Origin of the sequence: Desulforamulus putei DSM 12395, from assembly GCF_900129195.1 — a bacterium.
GTDB lineage: Bacteria > Bacillota > Desulfotomaculia > Desulfotomaculales > Desulfotomaculaceae > Desulfotomaculum > Desulfotomaculum putei.
Genome location: NZ_FQUY01000009.1, coordinates 57,104 through 76,194, shown reverse-complemented (window position 1 = coordinate 76,194; position 19,091 = coordinate 57,104). Strand labels below are relative to the sequence as shown.

The following is a 19,091-nucleotide window of genomic DNA, read 5'->3' as shown; positions in this document are numbered from 1 at the left end:
TTCTTAACGACAGCCTGCCTTGCCGTGGTATGATACTGCCAAAAGAGCAGGTGAAAAGATGGATAGGCTGCCCCTAAATTATGAACAGTTATATGCCAAGTGGCACCGTATGGCGCCTGAGATACGATCGGGTCATAAATTTTTTCCCCGGTCAGCCACCACCGAAATCTGGGAGAACAAGCTTCATTTAATGCATAATATTATCCAAAGCCATCCGGATGCCGACGGGTGTGACCGCTGCGGTCAGTGCTGCAGGGACTTTCCCTTTGCCTGCCGGCCCATCGAATTTTTCTACTTGCTGCCCTACCTGGCAAGCCGGACGGAAGAACGGCAACGGCAATTCTTTTACCGGCAATTGGGCCGCTTGCGGGGAGACGGCAGAAATTACTGTCCCTTTCATGAAGCAGCCGGTTGCTCCATCTACCCAGTACGCCCCCTGCTTTGCCGCCGGAGTATTTTTGGCGATCATATTTGTAACAAACGCAGCAGGCAGTTTGCAAGCTTCGGGGAATGGTGCAATTTCGAATCGGTGGTAAAACAGCTTACCATTACCAACCTGGTTTATTATTATGATGATGGTCCTAAAGGCAGTGTGGAGCTGAACTGGCCCCTGACATGGAGCAACCGGCAGGGAATTGTTTCGCTAACCGTGGCGCCCTTTGAAATCTGGTTGCTTCTGCTGCTGGGTGAACAAAATATTTGCCGTAAAATCATGACCCTGGAAAACTTTCAGCCCATCCTGGGATTTTTACAGGGAGGGGGCTTGGCTTATACCGGTCTGTCCCATGAAGGGGTTTTGACGTAGACAAGAGAAATAAACACTTTTACAAAAGCAACTGCTGCACCTCAAAATATTATGACCGCTGCTCTTTTTTTCGGGACAAGGTAAAAACCATCAAGGAAAACAAGTACTTTAAGGCATCCTAATTGTTGCCCTTGTCGGCGCTATACAAAACAAAATATTCCAGGTAAAATAATTCTAATTGGGTTTTAATCCTAATCATGCGAGGAGAGAACAAAAAATGGACCATAGATTGCATCAACTCATCGACCATACTTTGCTCAAGGCAGCGGCCACTCCGGAAGAAATTGAAAAACTCTGTCAGGAAGCCAGGGAACACCGTTTTGCTTCGGTATGTGTCAATCCCTGCTACGTGGGACTGGCGGCAGCGCTGCTGAAAGACAGCGGCGTGCCGGTTTGTACCGTCATCGGCTTTCCTCTGGGGGCCGCCACCCCGGAGGTCAAGGCCTTTGAGACTGCCCAGGCCCTCCTGCACGGGGCGACGGAATTTGATATGGTCCTGAACCTGGGGGCTTTAAAAGCAAAGGATTATGAATATGTGGAGCGGGACATTGCCTCGGTTGTCCAGGCAGCCGGCGGTCACACGGTAAAAGTGATCATTGAGACCTGCTGCCTGACGGAGGAAGAAAAGGTGATGGCCTGCCGTCTAGCCCAAAGGGCCGGGGCCCATTTTGTGAAAACCTCCACCGGCTTTGGAACCGGCGGGGCCACCCCGGAAGACGTGGCCCTGCTGCGGCGGACCGTCGGGGAAACCATGGGCGTAAAAGCCTCCGGCGGCATCAAAACTGCCGCCGAGGCCCTGCAAATGGTGGAGGCCGGCGCCAACCGCATTGGCACCAGCAGCGGGGTAAAGATTGTTACAGAATAAGCAATTGCTAAAGGGAATAAGCCCCTTTTGTTTGGGAGATGGAAAATTTGCAGTGGAAGTTAAAGCTTCTTATATTTACTTATTTTACCACCGTGGGGATTATTGTCCCTTTTTTGCCGTTATATTTTGACTCCCGGGGTTTGACCAACAGTCAAATCGGCATATTATTGGCCCTGGGACCCTGTGTGTCAATCCTGGTGCAGTCTCCTTGGGGCTATCTCAGTGACCGCCTGCAGACCGTGAAGAAGCTTCTCTTACTGCAGTTTACCGCCTGCCTGATACTCAGTTTCCTACTTTTTCATTTGCGTTCCTTTAGCCTGCTGGTACCCACGGTAATTGGCTTTTATGCCTTTTTCCTGCCCTCCTTCCCCCAGTTGGACTGCCTGATCCTGGCCAATTCAAAGAAATCAGGGAAACATTTTGGCAGCTACCGGCTTTGGGGTTCCCTTGGTTTTGCCGTTACTGCTTTAGCCGCCGGGGAATTACTGGCGGTGGTGGGCATAGAATGGATGAAAGGGCTGTACCAAGGGTTGCTGCTGATTTCCATCCTGCTCATCTTTTTGGTCAAGGACGTGCCGCCCTCCGGTAAGACAACCACGGCCTCCCAATTTAAAGAACTATTACAGAGACCGGAAGTACTGTATGTGCTGATTTTTATAGCCCTTGTCAATACCACCAACAAGGCCAATGATGCCTTTATGGGTATATTAGTCCGCAGCATTGGCGGCACCGAGGCCGAGGTGGGTTGGGCCTGGACAACGGGGCCTCTGAGCGAAATTCCTGTCTTTGCCCTGTTTGGCTTGCTGCTGGCCCGCTATAACGAAACGGTGCTGCTGGCCTTGGCGGCGGGCGCCTATGCGCTGCGCTGGTTCCTGTTTGCCATTGCCGGCGACCCACAACTAATTATTGTCATCCAACTGCTGCACGGGTTGTCCTTCGGCTTGTTTTACATGGCAGGGGTTTCCTACATGGGCAAGATTGTACCGCCGGCTTTACGGGCCAGCGGGCAGGGCCTGCTGGCCACCTTTGGGGGAGGACTGGCCGGCATTGCGGGCTCCTTGCTGGGCGGCTTTATCATGGATCACTTCGGGCCGCAGCTTTTGTATGCTGCCTCTTGCGGTCTGGTGCTTCTGGCGGTGGCGGCGTTTAACCTGCTGGTGATAAAACACCGGGCCAAAACCGCAGCTTCCGCTGACCGCCCATGAAACACTCGTACAATCCTTTTGTATATTGTATATTTATAACGTTACCAACAAATACATTAAATTCTGCTATTCAGCACAGCAGGATTTTTTGTTGTTAACACAAAATAGTATATATGTATAAATAACTAGACAGCCAAGGGAACAAAGTGATTAAAATATTATATCAAAGGGGGGGCAGCCAAAAATACAGATTACAAAATACACCAACCAAACTACATAAAAGGAGAGGATTACATGCTGAAATTAAAAAAACACGGACTGGTCCTGCTGGCAGCCATTACCATGCTGGCGCTCTTGATTACCGGATGCTCCCAATCCGGGGGCCAAAAAGCAGCGGAAAAGAAGTTTATTAACATTGCTACCGGCGGTACAGCAGGCGTCTATTACCCCCTGGGCGGCGCCATTGCTGAAATTTTAAATAAGAACCTCCCCGGCGCCAACGCCACCGCCCAGTCAACCGGCGCTTCCGTAGCCAATATAAACCTGTTAGCCCAGGGCAACGTGCAAATGGCCTTCGTGCAAAACGACATTGCCTATTATGCAGCTAACGGCACCGAAATGTTTAAGGATAAAAAGGTGGACGGTTTAAAATGCCTGGCGGCCATTTATCCCGAAACCATCCAGATTGTAACCCTGGATAAGACCGGTATTAAGAGCATTGCCGACCTGAAGGGCAAGCGAGTGGCTGTGGGCGCCGCCGGCAGCAGCGTCACCGCCAATGCCCAGCACGTGCTGGAAGCGCACGGCTTAACCTTTGCAGACATCAAACCCCAGTACCTGTCCTTTGGCGAAGCAGCCAACGGCCTGAAAGACGGCAACATTGACGCCGCCTTTGTCACCGCCGGTTTCCCCACCGCTGCCATCCAGGACATTTCTGCCCAGCACAAGGTGGTTCTGTTGTCCATTGCCGATGATAAAGCAGATCAACTGACCAAAAAATATCCTTTCTACTCCAAGGTTGTGATCCCTGCCGGCACTTATCCGAACCAGGACCGGGATGTAACCTCCTTGGGCGCCAAGGCCATGCTGGTGGTGACCGATAAAATGGACGAACAAACCGCCTATGATATTACCAAAGCCATTTTCACCCATTTGGATCAACTGAAGGCTGCCCATAACGTGGGCAAACTGATTAGCAAGGAAACCGCCAAAGAAGGCATCTCCATCCCCATGCACCCGGGGGCAGAGAAATACTTCAACGAGAAGTAAGGATCCGGTGTAAAAATGACAGGGTTATTCAGGCGGCGGACCGGCCGGATTTGGGTGCTGGCATCAATTGTCCTGGCAGTTTTATTATTGGTACCGCTGCCCACCCTCCTTTTAAGCAGTCAGCAGGGAGAACCGGTTCTCCTGTTGCCCATGTTATTTGATCAAAGTTTTACCGTTGAATATATTCATTCCGTTAATAAAACCCCGGTGCAGGAGCATTTTATTCTCGCACCGGGGAATGATTTGCTGCTCACTTCCACCACCTTTAAAGCCCTGGGTGTGGGAACCCCCTTTTTGCCGGAGGAAGGCAAACTGGAAAATCGCAGCGGCGTGTATGTTTTATCGGGCATCAACCGGCATTTTAAACAAATAAACATGGCTTTTATGCCCCTGACCCGGCATGCGCTGGTTTACCGGGGCAAGCGATATGATTTCAAAGATTACTTCCCGCCCGGTTCATTAATCGCACTACAGGCCAAACCCTGTTCCCTTGCCAAAATCATAGCGCTAAACATCTGGAAGGAGGTAAAGCTTGACAGATCGCAATTATAAACCGCAAGACCAGTTTAATATAGACCAGTTCATGGCCAAATACGACCGTGAGTCGGACTTCCGGCGTATCAGCGGCTTGGGCGGCATCGCCATAGCGGTCATCGCCGTGGCTTTTTCGCTTTTCCAGCTGTACACAGCCGTCTTCGGGGTGCTGGACGCCCAGATACAGCGGGCGGTTCATTTGTCCTTCGGCCTGGCTCTGGTATACCTCCTGTACCCCGCCAGAAAAAGCTGGCCCCGCAATCGCCTGCACTGGTTTGACGGGCTTTTAGCCATACTGGCCGTGGCTGGACCCCTGTATATTGTTATTTTTTATAAAGACCTGATCATGCGTGCCGGCATTGTCACCCCCGCCGACATGCTGGTGGGCACCCTGGGCATCTTGTTTGTTATGGAGGCGGCCCGTCGGGTGGTGGGGTGGCCCATTGTCATTGTGGCAGCCCTCTTTCTGGGCTATGCCTTTGCCGGCCCTTACCTGCCGGGGGCCTTTGCCCACCAGGGAACAACTCTGAGCGGTCTGGTAGGTCACCTGTTCTATACCACCGAAGGCGTGTTCGGGATTCCCTTGGGAGTTTCAGCTACCTTTATTTTTCTGTTTATTTTGTTCGGGGCTTACCTGGAAAAGACCGGCTTGGGCAAGTTTTTCATTGACCTGGCCAATGCTATCGCCGGCTGGGCCAGCGGCGGCCCGGCCAAGGTGGCGGTGCTTTCCAGCGGGTTGATGGGTACGGTTTCCGGTAGCTCCGTGGGGAACGTGGCCGGCACCGGCAGTCTGACCATCCCGATGATGAAAAAACTGGGGTACCGGCCGGAATTTGCCGGGGCGGTGGAAGCAGCCGCATCTACCGGCGGCCAGTTGATGCCTCCCATTATGGGCGCCGCCGCCTTTTTAATGGCTGAAATGGTGGGCACACCCTATGTAAATATCGTAAAAGCAGCGGCCATTCCTGCACTGCTGTATTTTACCGGTATCTGGATCGGCGTTCACCTGGAAGCCAGGAAGACCGGGTTAAAAGGGATTCCCCGGGATCAGTTGCCCAAAATTGGCAGCATCCTGGCGGAAAGGGGTCATTTGGCTATTCCGCTGGTGGCCATCGTTTACCTGCTGGTATCCGGCCGTTCGCCCATGAATGCCGCTTTATGGGCCATTGCCCTGGCCATCGGCGCATCCATGTTGCGCAGCTCCACCCGTATTTCCTTAAAGGATATTGTAAAGGGTCTCGAGGAGGGGGCCAGGTCAGCCCTGGGCGTGGTGATTGCCTGCGCCACCGCCGGCATTATTATCGGCGTCGTTACCAAGACAGGCCTGGGCCTGAAACTGGGCTCCGCCCTGATTGACCTGGCCGGCGGCCAACTGCTGCCCACGTTGTTCTTTACCATGATTACCTCCATCATTTTGGGCATGGGCGTACCGACCACCGCCAACTACGTCATTACCTCCACCATCGCAGCGCCAATCCTGGTCCAACTGGGAGTGCCTGTGCTGGCAGCCCATATGTTTGTATTCTACTTTGGCATTATCGCAGACGTCACGCCGCCGGTGGCTCTGGCCGCCTTTGCCGGAGCGGGCATCGCCAAAAGCAACCCCATGAAAACCGGCGTCGAAGCCTCCAAGCTGGCTGTCGCAGCGTTCCTGATCCCCTATATCTTTGTGCTGTCCCCGTCCCTGTTGCTCATTAATACCACCTTGCCCAAGGTGCTGCTGATGATGACCACTTCCTTGATTGGCATGACAGCGGTTGCAGCAGGCATCTCCGGCTACCTGATCGCCCAGGCCAGCCGGGCGGAACGGATCCTGTTCTTCGTCGGCGGGTTGCTGATGATTGATCCCAACCCGGTAACCGACCTGGTGGGCCTGGGATTGCTGGTCATCGCCTACATCCTAAATTCAAGCCGGGGACGGTTCTTGACTTGAATTCATGTATACACGCCAGCCATTTACAAAACAGCCAACCGCTGGTACAGTTACTATAACAAATAATACGGTATTACCCTTATCGGGTTCCAATATCCTCTGCACCGGGCCACCCTGACCCTAGGCCACTCCCTGGGCATCAGCAAAGTTTTGCAGGAGGAAACAGGGAAAGTGGAGATCGCCACAGGCCAACTGCTCATCATAAAAAGCAAAGACTAAGAACCGTCTCCCAATTCAAGTGGGGGACGGTTCTTGACTTGAATTGGCAGTTAGCACTACCATGAAACCGACGCCAAAAATGACTTTTTACAACGGGGTACATAACAATGGACTGGGTTAAACTTTTACTGAACTGGTACTTGGAAAACAAAAGGGACCTGCCCTGGCGGCGACAAAAGGATGCCTATGCCATCTGGATTTCGGAAATCATGCTGCAGCAAACCAGGGTGGATACGGTGCTGGCATATTATACTCGGTTTCTGGAGCGCTTTCCTACGGTGAGGGATCTGGCGCAAGCAGATATCGATGAGGTTCTCAAATACTGGGAAGGACTGGGCTACTATACCCGGGCCAAGAACATGCATAAAGCAGCCGGAGAAATCGTCCGGCACCATCAGGGGGTGTTTCCGCAAACCTACCGGGAGGTTCTGGCCCTGCCGGGGATCGGGCCATATACCGCAGGGGCCGTCATGAGCATAGCCTACAACCAACCCTACCCGGCCGTCGACGGGAATGTGCTCCGGGTGATGTCAAGATTATACTTGCTTAAAAAAGACATCAGTCAACCTGCTGTCAAAAAGGAAGTAGAAAATCTGGTCAAACAAGCGTTTCCTGCTGAGCAGGCCTGCGACTTTACCCAGGCCCTCATAGAATTAGGTGCGCTGGTTTGTTTGCCGACCGCCCCCAAGTGCTTCGGTTGCCCCATCCGGCAAGATTGTAAAGCCTTTCAAGAAAACCTTCAAAATGCCTTGCCTAGTAAGCAAAAGAAGCCCGCCCGGAAAAGCGTCATTCGATATATTGCCCTTATTCAACAGGGAGATCGGATTTTGATGAACAAGCGGCCTGCGGATGGTCTCCTGGGGGGACTTTGGGAGTTTCCTGGTGTTGAAGGAAAAAATAAGAAGGAATTTTGCGAAAAATTTAAAATAAAGTATGGAGTAGACATCTTTCCGGACTCTCACTGGATGGACACAAAGCATGAGTTTACACATTTAATCTGGGAAATGAAAATATACCGATGTCGGCTTGATCCCGCAGAGACAATCAAAGAGACCCGCCTGCAGTGGATTCCCCTGCAAGAACTTAACACCATCGCCATCCCCACAGCCTTCCAAAAAATCAAAAACACCCTCCTCAACACAAATTCAAGTCGGGGACGGTTCTTGACTTGAATTTGTGTTTGGGACTATTACTAATTGAAAGGAGGACAGGTAATGCCCAGAATTCCACGGCTTAAGGAGAATATTGTACCTACCATGTCATCCAACGGGGCAATGAACGAAAAAATATCTTCCTGGATGATCGGGACAAGCAGAGGTTTCTTGATACACTGGCCGGAATAAAAGATAAATTTAACTGTAAATTCTATGCCTATTGCCTTATGAACAACCATGTCCATCTAGTCGTGGACACAAACGGCAGTGACATTTCCCAAATTATGAAGAGCCTCAACGTTAGTTATGTCATGTATTTCAACCGTAAATATGAAAGGTGCGGACATTTGTTTCAAGATCGCTTTAGAAGTGAAGTGATTGATAATGACCGGTATTTGCTCGAGGTTACACGATATATTCATTTGAATCCGGTGCGGGCCAAAATGGTAAAGGATGCGGCGCATTATCCATGGAGCAGTTATTCCGTCTACATAGGCAGGGATGGTAACCCCCGGAACCTGGTTGACACTTCCCTGGTCCTGAAATATTTTTCTGATGATGATGCTAAGGCATGCAGGAAATACATGGAGTATGTTCAACGTGGCACAGATGGTGAACCCGCAGGGGAACAATGTCCGGCCATCTTAGATTTTCCGGATGCAGAAGACGAAACAACAAAGGAACCGGTCAACAACTTGCAAGTGATGTCCCTCATAGAGGCCGTTGCCAACCAATATAATGTACGGGCGTCTGACCTGATAAGCAAAAGAACACCTCATGCGGAAGCGAGAAACGAGGCCATTAAACAAGTAAAAAGAAGTTTTAACTTTGGGATGCGTGATATTGGAATATTATTCGGAGGCCTGAGCGAATCTTCTGTGAGTAAAATCCTCAAGAGATAAAATAAAAGTCCGGACCAAAACGGTTCACCTAATGTAAGGACGTGAAATTGTGTTAGATCGGGCACGGGAGATATTAAAACAGTATTATGGTTATTCTTCCTTTCGCAGCGGGCAGGAGAAAATCATTAGCAGTGTTTTACAAGGATCAGACACTCTGGGTATTATGCCTACAGGCGGGGGAAAATCCCTTTGCTATCAAATACCCGCACTGATGTTTTCCGGGATCACCATCATTATTTCACCATTAATATCCCTTATGAAAGATCAGGTGGATGCTCTCAACAGCCTGGGTATTGAAGCCACCTATATCAACAGTTCCCTGGACCAGGAAGAATTCGAAGAAAGAATCCGCCGGGCCTGTCAGGGGAAATACAAACTTATCTATGTGGCCCCTGAACGTCTGGAGTCCCCGAGATTTCGCGCAAAACTGAAATCCCTGGAGGTATCCATGCTGGCCGTCGACGAAGCCCACTGCATATCTCAGTGGGGCCACGACTTTCGAACCAGTTACCTGGCCATCGCCCCGTTCATCCAAGAACTGCCCCGCAGGCCGGTGGTGACAGCCTTTACGGCCACCGCAACGCCGGAGGTAATACAGGATATCGTGCGGTTGCTGTCCCTAAAAAATCCCCTGGTATACAGTACCGGTTTTAACCGGGAGAACTTGTTTTTTTCCGTGTTGCGGGGCGAAAACAAAAGGGATTTTCTGGTTAACTACCTGGCATGCCGTCGGGGACAGGCCGGGATCGTTTATGCAGCCACCAGAAAAGAAGTGGATGCCCTGCACGAGTACTTAAGAAAAAAAGGCTTTGCGGTGGGAAAGTACCACGAGGATTAAACGATGCCGAAAGAATCAGAAACCAGGAGATGTTTTTATATGACGATATCTCCCTCATGGTAGCCACCAACGCATTCGGCATGGGTATTGATAAATCAAATGTACGGTATGTCATTCATTACAACATGCCGAAAAGTATGGAGTCCTACTATCAGGAAGCAGGCCGGGCCGGCCGGGACGGTGAACCGGGTGAATGCATCTTATTATTTAACCCCCAGGACATTCAGGTGCAAAAATTTTTAATTGAACAAAGTTCACTTTCGGAAGCAAGAAAAACTTTTGAATACCGGAAACTCCAGGCCATGGTTGACTATTGCCACACCTCGTGGTGTTTAAGAAAATATATTCCTATATTAAAAAACCAGGAAAAATTTTTACTGAAAGTACCGAGAAAAGAACAAAAACATACCACCAGCGACTTGCTGTTTGAAGAACTCCGCCAATTGCGACAACAAATTGCCCGGCGAGAACAAGTTCCCCCCTATATCGTCTTTGCGGACAGCACTTTACGGGAAATGTGCCGACACCTTCCGCAAAACAAACGGGCGATGCTTTCCGTCAAGGGCGTGGGACAGGCCAAATTTGAACGTTACGGACAGGAATTTTTAGAAGTCATTCTCAAATACGCAGGCCAAAACAGTATTTCTACACAGACGGTACAAACCGGGGCAGGGGAATATGCCAAAGAGAAGGCCCCCCCAGCCATGTGGTGACATGGCAGCTGTTCCGGCAGGGTTATTCCGTTCAAGAGATTGCGCGAAACGCGAAAAAGGAATCTCAAACCTGCTACGGTTCAGGATCACTTGGTAAGGTGCGGGCTGGAAGGCTATCAGGTTAATTGGGATACCATGATTCCCAAACAGTATGAGACTTTAATTCTGGAAAAAATCAAAGAACTGGGAGCGGAACGGTTAAAACCCATAAAAGATGCATTACCCGAAGAAGTAGATTATCTGGCCATTAAGGCAGTGCTTTGCAAATACAAGAAGTTAGGGTAAGGGCAAAACTCCACAGTTTGGCTCCGACTGTTTTTAGCCGCTTAAAGGGATGCTTGTAGGCGCAAGCAGTTAAATTTGGACGGACAGGCTTAACCAAATTCAAGTCAAGAACCGTCCCTGACTTGAATTGAGAAGATTAAGAGGTTGGGAGATCTCCCAACCTCTTGGTCTGGTTGCTGTGAATTCAAGTCAAGAACCGTCCCCGACTTGAATTGGGTTAGCAGCCGGAGCAGGAACCGCCGCAGACGCCGTCGTCGTTGGAGGTGCAGCTGCAGCCGCCCTGGCTTTGGGTTTGTTCTGCCGCCGGAGCGCCCTTTAAACCCTCTTGTATTTTTAAGTTTACTTCGTTGACAACCTCATAAAAATTGGCCTGAGCAGCCAGGTAATCCTTCACTAAAGGATGAGCGGATGCCTTTTTCTCCGCCTCCTCCAGGGTCTTCAGGTTTTCCTGGGTCAGCCGGTGGCCCATCATCTGCATGCGCTGGTAGGACTGCTGCAGTTGTTGAAAGTCCTTCACCAGGGCACGGGCCTCTTTATCCTGGGCAACCGCCCGTTGAGTTTCCAAAACCCTTTGATATTCCTCGGTGGTGGATAACTTTTTACCCAGTTCAATGGCCATATCATAAACCGACATATCTCTCACCTCCACATTGTTATTTTCTCCAACGATACAGAAAATCCTACTCAAAAAAGCCAAAACAAGCTTTAGAATGAAAAAACCTGGAATAAATTGAGAAGGCCAACCTTATCTTTGATTATACAACCATACCGGAGAAAATCCGAAAAACGTGGTAATTCTGTCCTGGCAAGACAATAAGAACATCTTTACGCAGTAAGGGAATCAATGTTATATTTCTATAGTAGTTGTCCTACTGTATGTAATATCGACTTTCTTTGCCTGTGCCAATCATTGCAGCAGCTCCTTTGTCAAAAAAAAGTGACGATTTAAGAAGGAATAATTTAAGTTACAACGAAATAGGCATTATATATGCATGTCCGTCCCAGACTTCAGATTGTAGCCAACTGATCATCTGAGGTATAACCACCCCAAGCCCACCCCAATGAAGTTTAAAATACTCATCAAAAGGAGGTAAAAGCAGCTTCCGAAAAACCTATGTAAAATCAATTAAACATAATCATTATATTATTAAGAAAGGAGAAAGGTTTCTTGGTAGTGCAGCCGATGAAACGTCGCAAAGACACATAGTGAAAGTCGGACGTGGAGGCATTAGGAAACAGGCGGGGGTAACACCCTTTCCGGGCAGTACGGACAGCATAAGCTGACGGCGGTGAATCGCAAGGTAATCACCCGGAACATAGACGAGAGTCTATGGCCCAGCAGTTGAATCCTGTGACACTGCCGCCCGTTAGTCGGACGGGTAAAAACTTACGCTATATTTTGAGTGAGTATGCGCAAGTTTTAGAGACCAGGGATGTGGAATGTATGTTGTATCAATAAATGCCGACCAATGTGAAGGCTGTGGCGAATGTGTTGATGCTTGTCCGGCAGGTATCCTGGGCATGGTTGACGGCAAAGCGGAGGTAACAGGGGCAGAGACAGACTGCATGGGGTGTGAAACCTGTGTGGTAACCTGTCCGAACGAAGCCTGTTCCCTGCAGGAAGTATAATAGGCAGGTGCCATATTCGGTTTGGCGTTGGGTTGGGAAGTGGTTTGCGGATGCGAGGTTACAATTTTACAAACCAGAATTTATTCACTAATTACGCAATGAACTTCGATAAGCAGCTTTGGTAAAACCAAAGGAGGTGTAGCAGTGACCTATTTTATTTTACAAATCCTTCCTTATATTTCCGTGAGCGTTTTAATCATTGGTCTCCTTTACAGAATGGGCAGATGGGCCAGCGGACGTATTGTTCACAACATTACCCTGACCCCTGCGCCCACTACCCAGGCCGGCGCCCTGCTGGACATTGCTGCAGAGGTTGTTTTCTTCAAGAGCCTCTACAAGGCTGACAAGAGCCTCTGGAGCGGCGGCTGGATTATGCACGTGGCTCTGTTCTCTATTTTAGGCGGGCATATCATGGGTATTGGCTTACTGGGCTTACAGTTCTATTACATTGGCCTTACTTCCGAGCATACCAGTGAATACCTGTCCAACCTGCTGGGCACTTCCTTCGGCGTGGTGGTACTGCTGGCCCTGTTGTACCTGCTGTACCGCAGGATGGCCATTAACGAAGTGAAGCAGCTTTCTGCTCCCAGCGACTACTTGCACCTGCTCATGCTCATTGCCATCGTGACTGTCGGCAACATTATGCGCTTTGTTCCCGAGTGGGGCATTCACTATGAGCCCGTGCGGGACTACGTTGCCAACCTGCTGACCTTTACTCCTATAACACCGGATATGGAAGTGATGCACAAGCCGCTGTTTGTGTTACACTTGCTGCTGGTGCAAATTCTGATGATTTATTTACCCTTCAGCAAACTGCTGCATATTCCCGGCATGTTTGCCCACCGCTGGATCATCAACCGGCCCTATGTTGAACCTGCACCGGGAATGCCCGGCGTAGCCGTAGGAGGCACCGGTCATGCCGTTTCCGGCGGCCAATCCGCTTCAGGGGGGGTGCAGTAAATGCCATTAACTGAAACCGGTTTAAAGCAGCCTGTGAAAGCCAGCGCTGCGGATATGCTGAAAATTAACATCAATCCCGTTCCCGACGATCAAAAGGTGGAAGCCGCCATTAAGCACCTGAACGAACTGGGCCAGAAGTTCCGCTCCTTAATGCTTACTTTTGAGTCCTGTGTCAAGTGCGGCGCCTGTGCGGAAAACTGCCATACCTATCTTGGTACCAGAGACCCTTACAACATTCCCGCCAACCGTGCCGACCTGCTGCGTAAGGTTTACAAGCGGTATTTTACACCGGAGGGCAGATTTTTCCCGCGCCTGATCGGTGCCAAAGACCTCGAGCTGGAAGACCTGGAGAAAATGTTCTCCTACTTCTACCAGTGCAACGAGTGCCGCCGCTGTGCTCTGGTCTGCCCCTTCGGTTTGGACACCTGTGAAGTTACCATGGCTGGCCGCCAGCTGCTGCACTGGCTGGGCATGGTACCCAAACTGCATGCGGCCGTAGGCGCTGCCATGGCCAAAACCGGTAACCACACCGGCTTAACCAAGGCTGGTATTGTGGACACCTGCGAGTTCCTGGAAGAGGAAATCATGGATGAAACCGGCGTCGAAATTAAAATCCCTGTTGACCAGCCGGCGGACATCCTGTATATTCCTTCCTCGGCGGACTTCCTGCTGAACCCCAACACCATGACCGGCGCCGCCAAGTTCTTCCACTACCTGGGCGTTAAGTGGACTATCAGCAGTGAGATCACAGAGGCCGGCAACTTTGGTTTGCTGTTTGACCAGCGGGCTACCCTGCGGGCCAACTGCATGCGCGTTATCGACGAGGCCCTGAAGCTGGGCGTTAAGAAGATTGTGTGGGGCGAGTGCGGTCACGGCTGGCGTGCCGGTAAGATGTACCTGCCCGGTATGTTGGACCGTCCTGGACGTATTCCCATTGTGCACATCCACGATGAGGTACGCTACTACATTGAAAAGGGCGCCCTCAAGCTGCACAAGGAAGTTAACTCCAGACCGGTTACACTGCACGATCCCTGCAACTTTGGCCGGGCCTGCAACATGTGCGACACCCTGCGGGTGGTTATGAACGCCTGTGTGACCAACTTTGTTGAAATGACCCCCAACCGCGAGCGCAACTTCTGCTGCGGCGGTGGTTCCGCTATTCTGTTTGACGATCCCGAAATGTACGACCTGCGCATTAAATTCTCTGCTAAGAAAGCAGAGCAGGTGCGGGAAACCGGGGTTGGTAAAAACGGCGACGGCATCCTTTGTGCCCCCTGTTCCATCTGTAAAGCCCAGCTTTACCCGATGGTGGAAGAACACGAACTGGGCGTAGAAGTAAAGGGTCTTATCGACCTGGTTGGCTTGGCGCTCTACCCGCCGCTTAACAAGTAAACTATATTGTATTGCTTTTCTAAAAAATATGTGCTAGAGTACTACAAAAAAAATGCTAAAGCGTATATAATATAAACTGGTAATAATGTTCCGCCATTGCGGTACGTTTAAAAAATAAAAAAATTCCTGGAGGTGCTCTTTCCAAATGGCATTTATTGAAGTTAATGGCCAGCAAATTGAAGTTGATGAGGACGGTTTCTTATTAAACCCCGACACCTGGAGCGAAGACGTAGCTAGATACTTCGCCAAAGAAGAAGGTATTGATGAATTAACCGAAGACCACTGGAAAGTAATCAAATACCTGCGTGACTACTTCTTCCAGTTTGGTATTGCTCCCATGGTACGCAAGCTGTGCAAAGACACCGGCTTTAGCCTGAAGGGCATCTACGAACTGTTCCCCACCGGCCCTGCCAAAGGCGCCTGCAAACTGGCTGGTCTTCCCAAGCCCACCGGTTGCGTATAATAACCGACTTTTCGTTCACCCTCACCTGGAAACTTCCGGGTGGGGGTGTTCTTATCTGGCCGTTGGCCATTAGCCAAGACTCAGGGGGACGGTTCTCTTGAGTCTTTTGCCAGGGACTCAGGGGGACGGTTCTCTTGAGTCTTTTGCCAGGAATTTCCGAAAGGTGCCTGGCACTTCTTATAACATCCTTCGAATAATAAAATGAGAATAAGGGATGATAAGCTTTAGGGAACAACTGTAAATTTGGGATGTTCTTTACCAGACATATAAAAGTCAAAAGCCAATGGCTAACGGCCAACATCCAAAAAATGAGGTGAATACATTGTCCCACACCTATCATATTCCCCGGTTGCTGGTGGGCGCTCCCCAGGGCCGGTCCGGAAAAACCACCATTACCTTGGGGTTGCTGGCTGCTTTAACTGCCCGGGGGTTAAAGGTACAGCCCTTTAAAAAGGGGCTGGATTTTATCGACCCCAGTTGGTTAACCAGGGTTGCCGGGCGTACCTGCCGTAACCTGGACAGTTATCTCATGGCAAGGCAGTCCATCCGGCACACCTTTATCAGACATGCCCAAAGGGCCGATATTGCCGTTATCGAGGGAGCCATGGGGCTGTTTGACGGGGTGGATCTGCAGGGCAGCGGCAGTTCCGCGGAGGTTGCCAAGATTGTACAGGCCCCTGTCCTGCTGGTGGTCAACTGCACACGGATGACCCGCAGCGTGGCTGCCATGGTAAACGGTTTTGCCAACTTTGACCCGGAGGTTAAGATCGGCGGGGTCATTTTAAACCAGGTGGCCCGCAGCCGCCATGAAAAAATGCTCCGGTCCGCCATCGCAGAGTACTGTGACGTGCCGGTACTGGGGGCTATGCCCAAGGGAACCCAATTTACCATTCCCGACCGGCACCTGGGCCTGATTCCCGCCGGCGAAAACGAGGCCCTTATGAATGCAGTACGGCAAATCGGGGAAGCCGCGGCACATTACCTGGACATTGACGGCATTCTTAAATTGGCCCGGTCATGGCCGGGGCTGGCAGGAGACCGGGACATCCCCCCAGCGGTAGAAATCAACTGGCTGGAACCCCGCCAACTGCAGGCCGCAAGGCCGGAGACGGTGATCGGCGTCATTCGGGACCGCTCCTTCTCTTTTTATTATCCCGAAAACCTGGAAGCCCTGGTGGAAGCCGGCGCAAGTTTGGTGGAGATCAGCGCCATTGACGACCCCGCCTTGCCGGATATAGACGGTCTGTACATCGGCGGCGGTTTTCCGGAGGTGCTGGCCCGGGAGTTGGAGAACAACCGTTCCTTCCGGGATAATTTACGGCAAATGATCGAGCAGGGGCTGCCGGTATATGCTGAATGCGGCGGGTTGATGTATCTGGGCCGTCGCATCCACTGGGCGGACAAGTCCTATGAAATGGTGGGGGCGCTGCCTTTGGAAGTGGAAATGGTAAAGAAACCCCAGGGCCATGGCTACATGCACCTGGAAGTGTTGGAGGGGACGCCGTATTTTCCCGCAGGCAAAGTAATCCGGGGGCACGAGTTTCACAACTCCCGGGTCATTGGTCTGGAACCTTCCCGCTGCCAATTTGCCTTCCGGGTTCTCCGGGGGCACGGCATCAACGGGGAATATGACGGCCTGAGGTACAAGAACGTACTGGCGCTGTACAATCATATTCATGCGGTGTCAGAGCCGGACTGGGCCCGTTATTTTGTAAGGCTGGCCCGCAGCTGGCGAAAAACGCGTCAACCGGATTAGCAAAAACTTCGGGAACTTCCCGGAGTTTTTATTTTTTCAGGGTCTGGCAAATTACATAATTTAAGGTTCCCCAGGCAAAAATACCAAAAAAAAGACGGGGTGATTTTTATGCAATGGGGAAACGGAATCAAATCCAGATGGAAAATATGGGTTTCCATAGTGAGCCTTTGCTGCTTTGTCCTGGGGGGCTTATTGGTTTACAGCAAGGCCTTTGCCCAGGATACTCTCTACTGGGGAAGGAGCGGCAGCAAAGTGAGGGCGGTACAGCAGAGATTAAAGGACTGGGGTTATTACACAGGGCCGGTTGACGGGTACTACAGCGGGCAGACAGCCGCTGCGGTAAGAAAATTTCAGGCCCGCAACGGTCTGCGGGTGGACGGTGTGGTGGGCCCCCAAACATACCAGGCCCTGGGATTGTATACTCCGCCCCAAAGGACCACCTATACCACTACATCCAGGGGGTTTATATCCAACCGGGACGCTGTAAACCTCCTGGCGAGGGTGATCATGGGGGAGGCTGCGGACGAACCCTACATAGGTAAGGTGGCGGTGGGAGCAGTCCTGTTGAACAGGGTGAGAAACTCACAATTCCCCAATACACTGGCAGGAGTGGTTTACCAGCCCTTAGCCTTTGAATCAGTAGCCAACGGTCAGTATAACAGGCCGCTAAGCCCGGAGGCCATCCGGGCGGCCCAGGACGCCCTGGCAGGATATGACCCCACCGGGGGGGCGCTGTTTTTCTGGAATCCCAGCAAGCCCGTCAGCCGCTGGATCTGGTCGCGCAGGATCATATCACAAATAGGCAACCATGTTTTCGCACACTAATCGGAAGGGGATACCGCAATGAAAAAATGGGGATTACCGGCCCTCATTGGTGTTTTAATCCTGACAGCCGCAGGGGTTTGGGGGTTTAAAGAATACAGGGACAGAATTCTGCTGGAAACCTATATGAACAACAGATACCAAATGTCCTTTTACAATCTGATCAGCCGTGTTCAGAGCATGGAAGTTTTACTGGCTAAAACCCTGGCTGTGTCCGGCCAACCGGATGATACGCTGATCTTTTCCGAAATATGGTTGCAGTCCGAGGGGGCCAGGGAAAGCCTGACCCAGCTGCCCTTAACATCCAATGTGGTGGCCAGGACCGCCAAGTTTTTAACCCAGGCCGGGGACTTCGCCCGGGTCAAGGCCAGGGAAATTAATAACGGCGAAATAATGTCCGAAGAGGACTATCGAACCTTGAATACTCTTTACCGGCAGGCCGAACAACTGAACAAAGAACTGCATACCATGGAGGTAAAGGTTGCCGACGGGAGGCTGAGTGTCAGTGAACTGGCTAGGGCCGGGCGGGAAGAACTGAAAAAAGGCAGTCCTACCGCCGGGGCAGTTGACTTTCAAAGCATTGACAGGGATATGCAGGGCTTCCCCACCCTTATCTATGACGGTCCCTTCTCAGATCACCTGGACAGGGCACAACCGGCAGGCTTAAAAGATGAACCCACCGGCGCCGATGAGGCCAGAAACATCCTGCGGCTGTTTGTTGACATCAAAGAAGACATAGACTACCGGGCCCAGGTAACCGGCCGTATCAGGGAGAAAATACCCGGTTACCAGGTGGAACTTTTGCCCCGACGGGGCGGGGATAGACGCATTTCCGGCAGTGTCAGCGAAAAGGGCGGCCATGTGGTGTGGTACCTGGACAGCCGGGCCGTCGGCGCCCCCAGAGTGACGGTGGAGCAAGCCATTGCCAGGGCCAAACAATTCCTGGACTCCCGGGGCTATAAAAACATGGTTAATATTTATCACCAGGTACAGAACGGCTTTGTCATTATCAACTTTGCGCCGGAAGAAAAGGGGGTTATTCTCTACCCTGACCAGGTTAAAGTAAACGTTGCCCTCGACAACGGCCAGGTGGTGGGTTTTGATGCCAGGGGCTACCTGATGGCTCACAAGCAAAGAGACATCCCCACTCCCAAAATTTCTGCCGACCGGGCCAGAAGCAAAGTAAACCCGCGCATGGAAGTGATCAGCACCCGGTTGGTTATAATCCCCACCGACTCCGGCCAAGAGAGATTTTCCTATGAAGTTACCGGCCGCATAAACGGTGAAACATTCCTGGTCTATGTCAATGCCATGACCGGCAAGACCGATCAGGTCTTAAAATTAATTCAGACACCCAACGGAACCCTAACCATGTAAATTGACAGTTTAATAAACAGATGGTAAACT

The 19,091-nt window shown here is 51.1% G+C and carries 19 protein-coding genes and 1 pseudogene; 19 read left to right on the top strand and 1 reads right to left on the bottom strand.

What is annotated here, in order from left to right; genetic code table 11:
- Window positions 1-58: 58 nt before the first annotated feature.
- From BUB67_RS07820 to BUB67_RS17390, 12 genes and pseudogenes are all read left to right on the top strand, one after another.
- Window positions 59-805 carry a YkgJ family cysteine cluster protein gene (locus BUB67_RS07820; RefSeq protein ID WP_073238325.1) on the top strand — a complete coding sequence of 249 codons (747 nt, stop codon included), beginning with the start codon at window positions 59-61 and terminating at the stop codon, window positions 803-805.
- Window positions 806-1,022: 217 nt separating this feature from the next.
- On the top strand, window positions 1,023-1,670 hold the full coding sequence (gene deoC / locus BUB67_RS07815; RefSeq protein WP_073238322.1) for a deoxyribose-phosphate aldolase: 648 nt from the start codon (window positions 1,023-1,025) through the stop codon (window positions 1,668-1,670).
- A 47-nt stretch (window positions 1,671-1,717) separates the two neighbouring features.
- A complete protein-coding gene (locus BUB67_RS07810; RefSeq protein ID WP_073238319.1) occupies window positions 1,718-2,875 on the top strand; it encodes an MFS transporter in 1,158 nt (385 codons plus the stop codon).
- Between the two features lie 234 nt (window positions 2,876-3,109).
- Window positions 3,110-4,084: a TAXI family TRAP transporter solute-binding subunit gene (locus BUB67_RS07805; protein ID WP_073238316.1), complete on the top strand. Its 975-nt coding sequence runs from the start codon at window positions 3,110-3,112 to the stop codon at window positions 4,082-4,084.
- 15 nt (window positions 4,085-4,099) lie between these two features.
- Window positions 4,100-4,636 carry a DUF1850 domain-containing protein gene (locus tag BUB67_RS07800; protein WP_073238313.1) on the top strand — a complete coding sequence of 179 codons (537 nt, stop codon included), beginning with the start codon at window positions 4,100-4,102 and terminating at the stop codon, window positions 4,634-4,636.
- Entirely contained in the window at window positions 4,617-6,551 is a 1,935-nt protein-coding gene (locus BUB67_RS07795) for a TRAP transporter permease (RefSeq protein WP_073238310.1), read from the top strand. Before BUB67_RS07800 ends, BUB67_RS07795 begins: the two co-directional genes overlap by 20 nt.
- A gap of 72 nt (window positions 6,552-6,623) precedes the next feature.
- Window positions 6,624-6,770 carry a hypothetical protein gene (locus BUB67_RS17195; RefSeq protein ID WP_084127674.1) on the top strand — a complete coding sequence of 49 codons (147 nt, stop codon included), beginning with the start codon at window positions 6,624-6,626 and terminating at the stop codon, window positions 6,768-6,770.
- 107 nt (window positions 6,771-6,877) lie between these two features.
- A complete protein-coding gene (gene mutY / locus BUB67_RS07785) occupies window positions 6,878-7,942 on the top strand; it encodes an A/G-specific adenine glycosylase (RefSeq protein ID WP_073238307.1) in 1,065 nt (354 codons plus the stop codon).
- Window positions 7,943-7,984: 42 nt separating this feature from the next.
- Window positions 7,985-8,113 carry a hypothetical protein gene (locus tag BUB67_RS17190; protein WP_274377231.1) on the top strand — a complete coding sequence of 43 codons (129 nt, stop codon included), beginning with the start codon at window positions 7,985-7,987 and terminating at the stop codon, window positions 8,111-8,113.
- On the top strand, window positions 8,059-8,826 hold the full coding sequence (locus tag BUB67_RS16875) for a transposase (protein WP_338011674.1): 768 nt from the start codon (window positions 8,059-8,061) through the stop codon (window positions 8,824-8,826). Before BUB67_RS17190 ends, BUB67_RS16875 begins: the two co-directional genes overlap by 55 nt.
- Before the next feature lie 49 nt (window positions 8,827-8,875).
- Window positions 8,876-10,254, top strand: a pseudogene (locus tag BUB67_RS07775) (RecQ family ATP-dependent DNA helicase); the annotation flags it as partial.
- A gap of 162 nt (window positions 10,255-10,416) precedes the next feature.
- A complete protein-coding gene (locus BUB67_RS17390; protein ID WP_159431818.1) occupies window positions 10,417-10,662 on the top strand; it encodes a helix-turn-helix domain-containing protein in 246 nt (81 codons plus the stop codon).
- Window positions 10,663-10,879: 217 nt separating this feature from the next.
- Here the strand turns inward: BUB67_RS17390 and BUB67_RS07770 are convergent, their stop codons facing one another.
- Entirely contained in the window at window positions 10,880-11,296 is a 417-nt protein-coding gene (locus BUB67_RS07770; RefSeq protein ID WP_073238302.1) for a YlbF/YmcA family competence regulator, read from the bottom strand.
- 806 nt (window positions 11,297-12,102) lie between these two features.
- Here BUB67_RS07770 and BUB67_RS07765 point away from each other — a divergent pair.
- From BUB67_RS07765 to ypeB, 7 genes are all read left to right on the top strand, one after another.
- Window positions 12,103-12,291, top strand: coding sequence for a 4Fe-4S dicluster domain-containing protein (locus BUB67_RS07765; protein ID WP_073238299.1), 189 nt, complete (start codon window positions 12,103-12,105; stop codon window positions 12,289-12,291).
- A 144-nt stretch (window positions 12,292-12,435) separates the two neighbouring features.
- Window positions 12,436-13,251: a respiratory nitrate reductase subunit gamma gene (locus BUB67_RS07760; protein ID WP_073238296.1), complete on the top strand. Its 816-nt coding sequence runs from the start codon at window positions 12,436-12,438 to the stop codon at window positions 13,249-13,251.
- Complete coding sequence (locus BUB67_RS07755) at window positions 13,252-14,643, top strand: (Fe-S)-binding protein (protein WP_073238293.1); 1,392 nt, start codon at window positions 13,252-13,254, stop codon at window positions 14,641-14,643. It begins immediately after the preceding gene.
- 145 nt (window positions 14,644-14,788) lie between these two features.
- Entirely contained in the window at window positions 14,789-15,106 is a 318-nt protein-coding gene (locus tag BUB67_RS07750; RefSeq protein WP_073238290.1) for a TusE/DsrC/DsvC family sulfur relay protein, read from the top strand.
- Between the two features lie 322 nt (window positions 15,107-15,428).
- Window positions 15,429-16,862 (top strand): cobyrinic acid a,c-diamide synthase CobB, encoded by a 1,434-nt coding sequence (locus BUB67_RS07745; protein ID WP_073238287.1) that lies wholly within the window; start codon window positions 15,429-15,431, stop codon window positions 16,860-16,862.
- Window positions 16,863-16,970: 108 nt separating this feature from the next.
- Window positions 16,971-17,687 (top strand): spore cortex-lytic enzyme, encoded by a 717-nt coding sequence (gene sleB / locus BUB67_RS07740; protein ID WP_073238284.1) that lies wholly within the window; start codon window positions 16,971-16,973, stop codon window positions 17,685-17,687.
- Window positions 17,688-17,705: 18 nt separating this feature from the next.
- Window positions 17,706-19,061: a germination protein YpeB gene (gene ypeB, locus BUB67_RS07735; RefSeq protein WP_073238281.1), complete on the top strand. Its 1,356-nt coding sequence runs from the start codon at window positions 17,706-17,708 to the stop codon at window positions 19,059-19,061.
- The last annotated feature ends 30 nt before the right edge of the window (window positions 19,062-19,091 follow it).

Excerpts from the sequence above, each read along its gene's own strand:
- BUB67_RS07820 (WP_073238325.1), top strand. The coding sequence starts at position 59 with ATGGATAGGCTGCCCCTAAATTATGAACAGTTATATGCCAAGTGGCAC.
- deoC (WP_073238322.1), top strand. The coding sequence starts at position 1,023 with ATGGACCATAGATTGCATCAACTCATCGACCATACTTTGCTCAAGGCA.
- BUB67_RS07770 (WP_073238302.1), bottom strand. The coding sequence starts at position 11,296 with ATGTCGGTTTATGATATGGCCATTGAACTGGGTAAAAAGTTATCCACC.
- sleB (WP_073238284.1), top strand. The coding sequence starts at position 16,971 with ATGCAATGGGGAAACGGAATCAAATCCAGATGGAAAATATGGGTTTCC.
- BUB67_RS07805 (WP_073238316.1), top strand. The coding sequence starts at position 3,110 with ATGCTGAAATTAAAAAAACACGGACTGGTCCTGCTGGCAGCCATTACC.
- ypeB (WP_073238281.1), top strand. The coding sequence starts at position 17,706 with ATGAAAAAATGGGGATTACCGGCCCTCATTGGTGTTTTAATCCTGACA.
- BUB67_RS17190 (WP_274377231.1), top strand. The coding sequence starts at position 7,985 with ATGCCCAGAATTCCACGGCTTAAGGAGAATATTGTACCTACCATGTCA.
- BUB67_RS07800 (WP_073238313.1), top strand. The coding sequence starts at position 4,100 with ATGACAGGGTTATTCAGGCGGCGGACCGGCCGGATTTGGGTGCTGGCA.
- mutY (WP_073238307.1), top strand. The coding sequence starts at position 6,878 with ATGGACTGGGTTAAACTTTTACTGAACTGGTACTTGGAAAACAAAAGG.
- BUB67_RS07750 (WP_073238290.1), top strand. The coding sequence starts at position 14,789 with ATGGCATTTATTGAAGTTAATGGCCAGCAAATTGAAGTTGATGAGGAC.
- BUB67_RS07765 (WP_073238299.1), top strand. The coding sequence starts at position 12,103 with ATGTATGTTGTATCAATAAATGCCGACCAATGTGAAGGCTGTGGCGAA.
- BUB67_RS07755 (WP_073238293.1), top strand. The coding sequence starts at position 13,252 with ATGCCATTAACTGAAACCGGTTTAAAGCAGCCTGTGAAAGCCAGCGCT.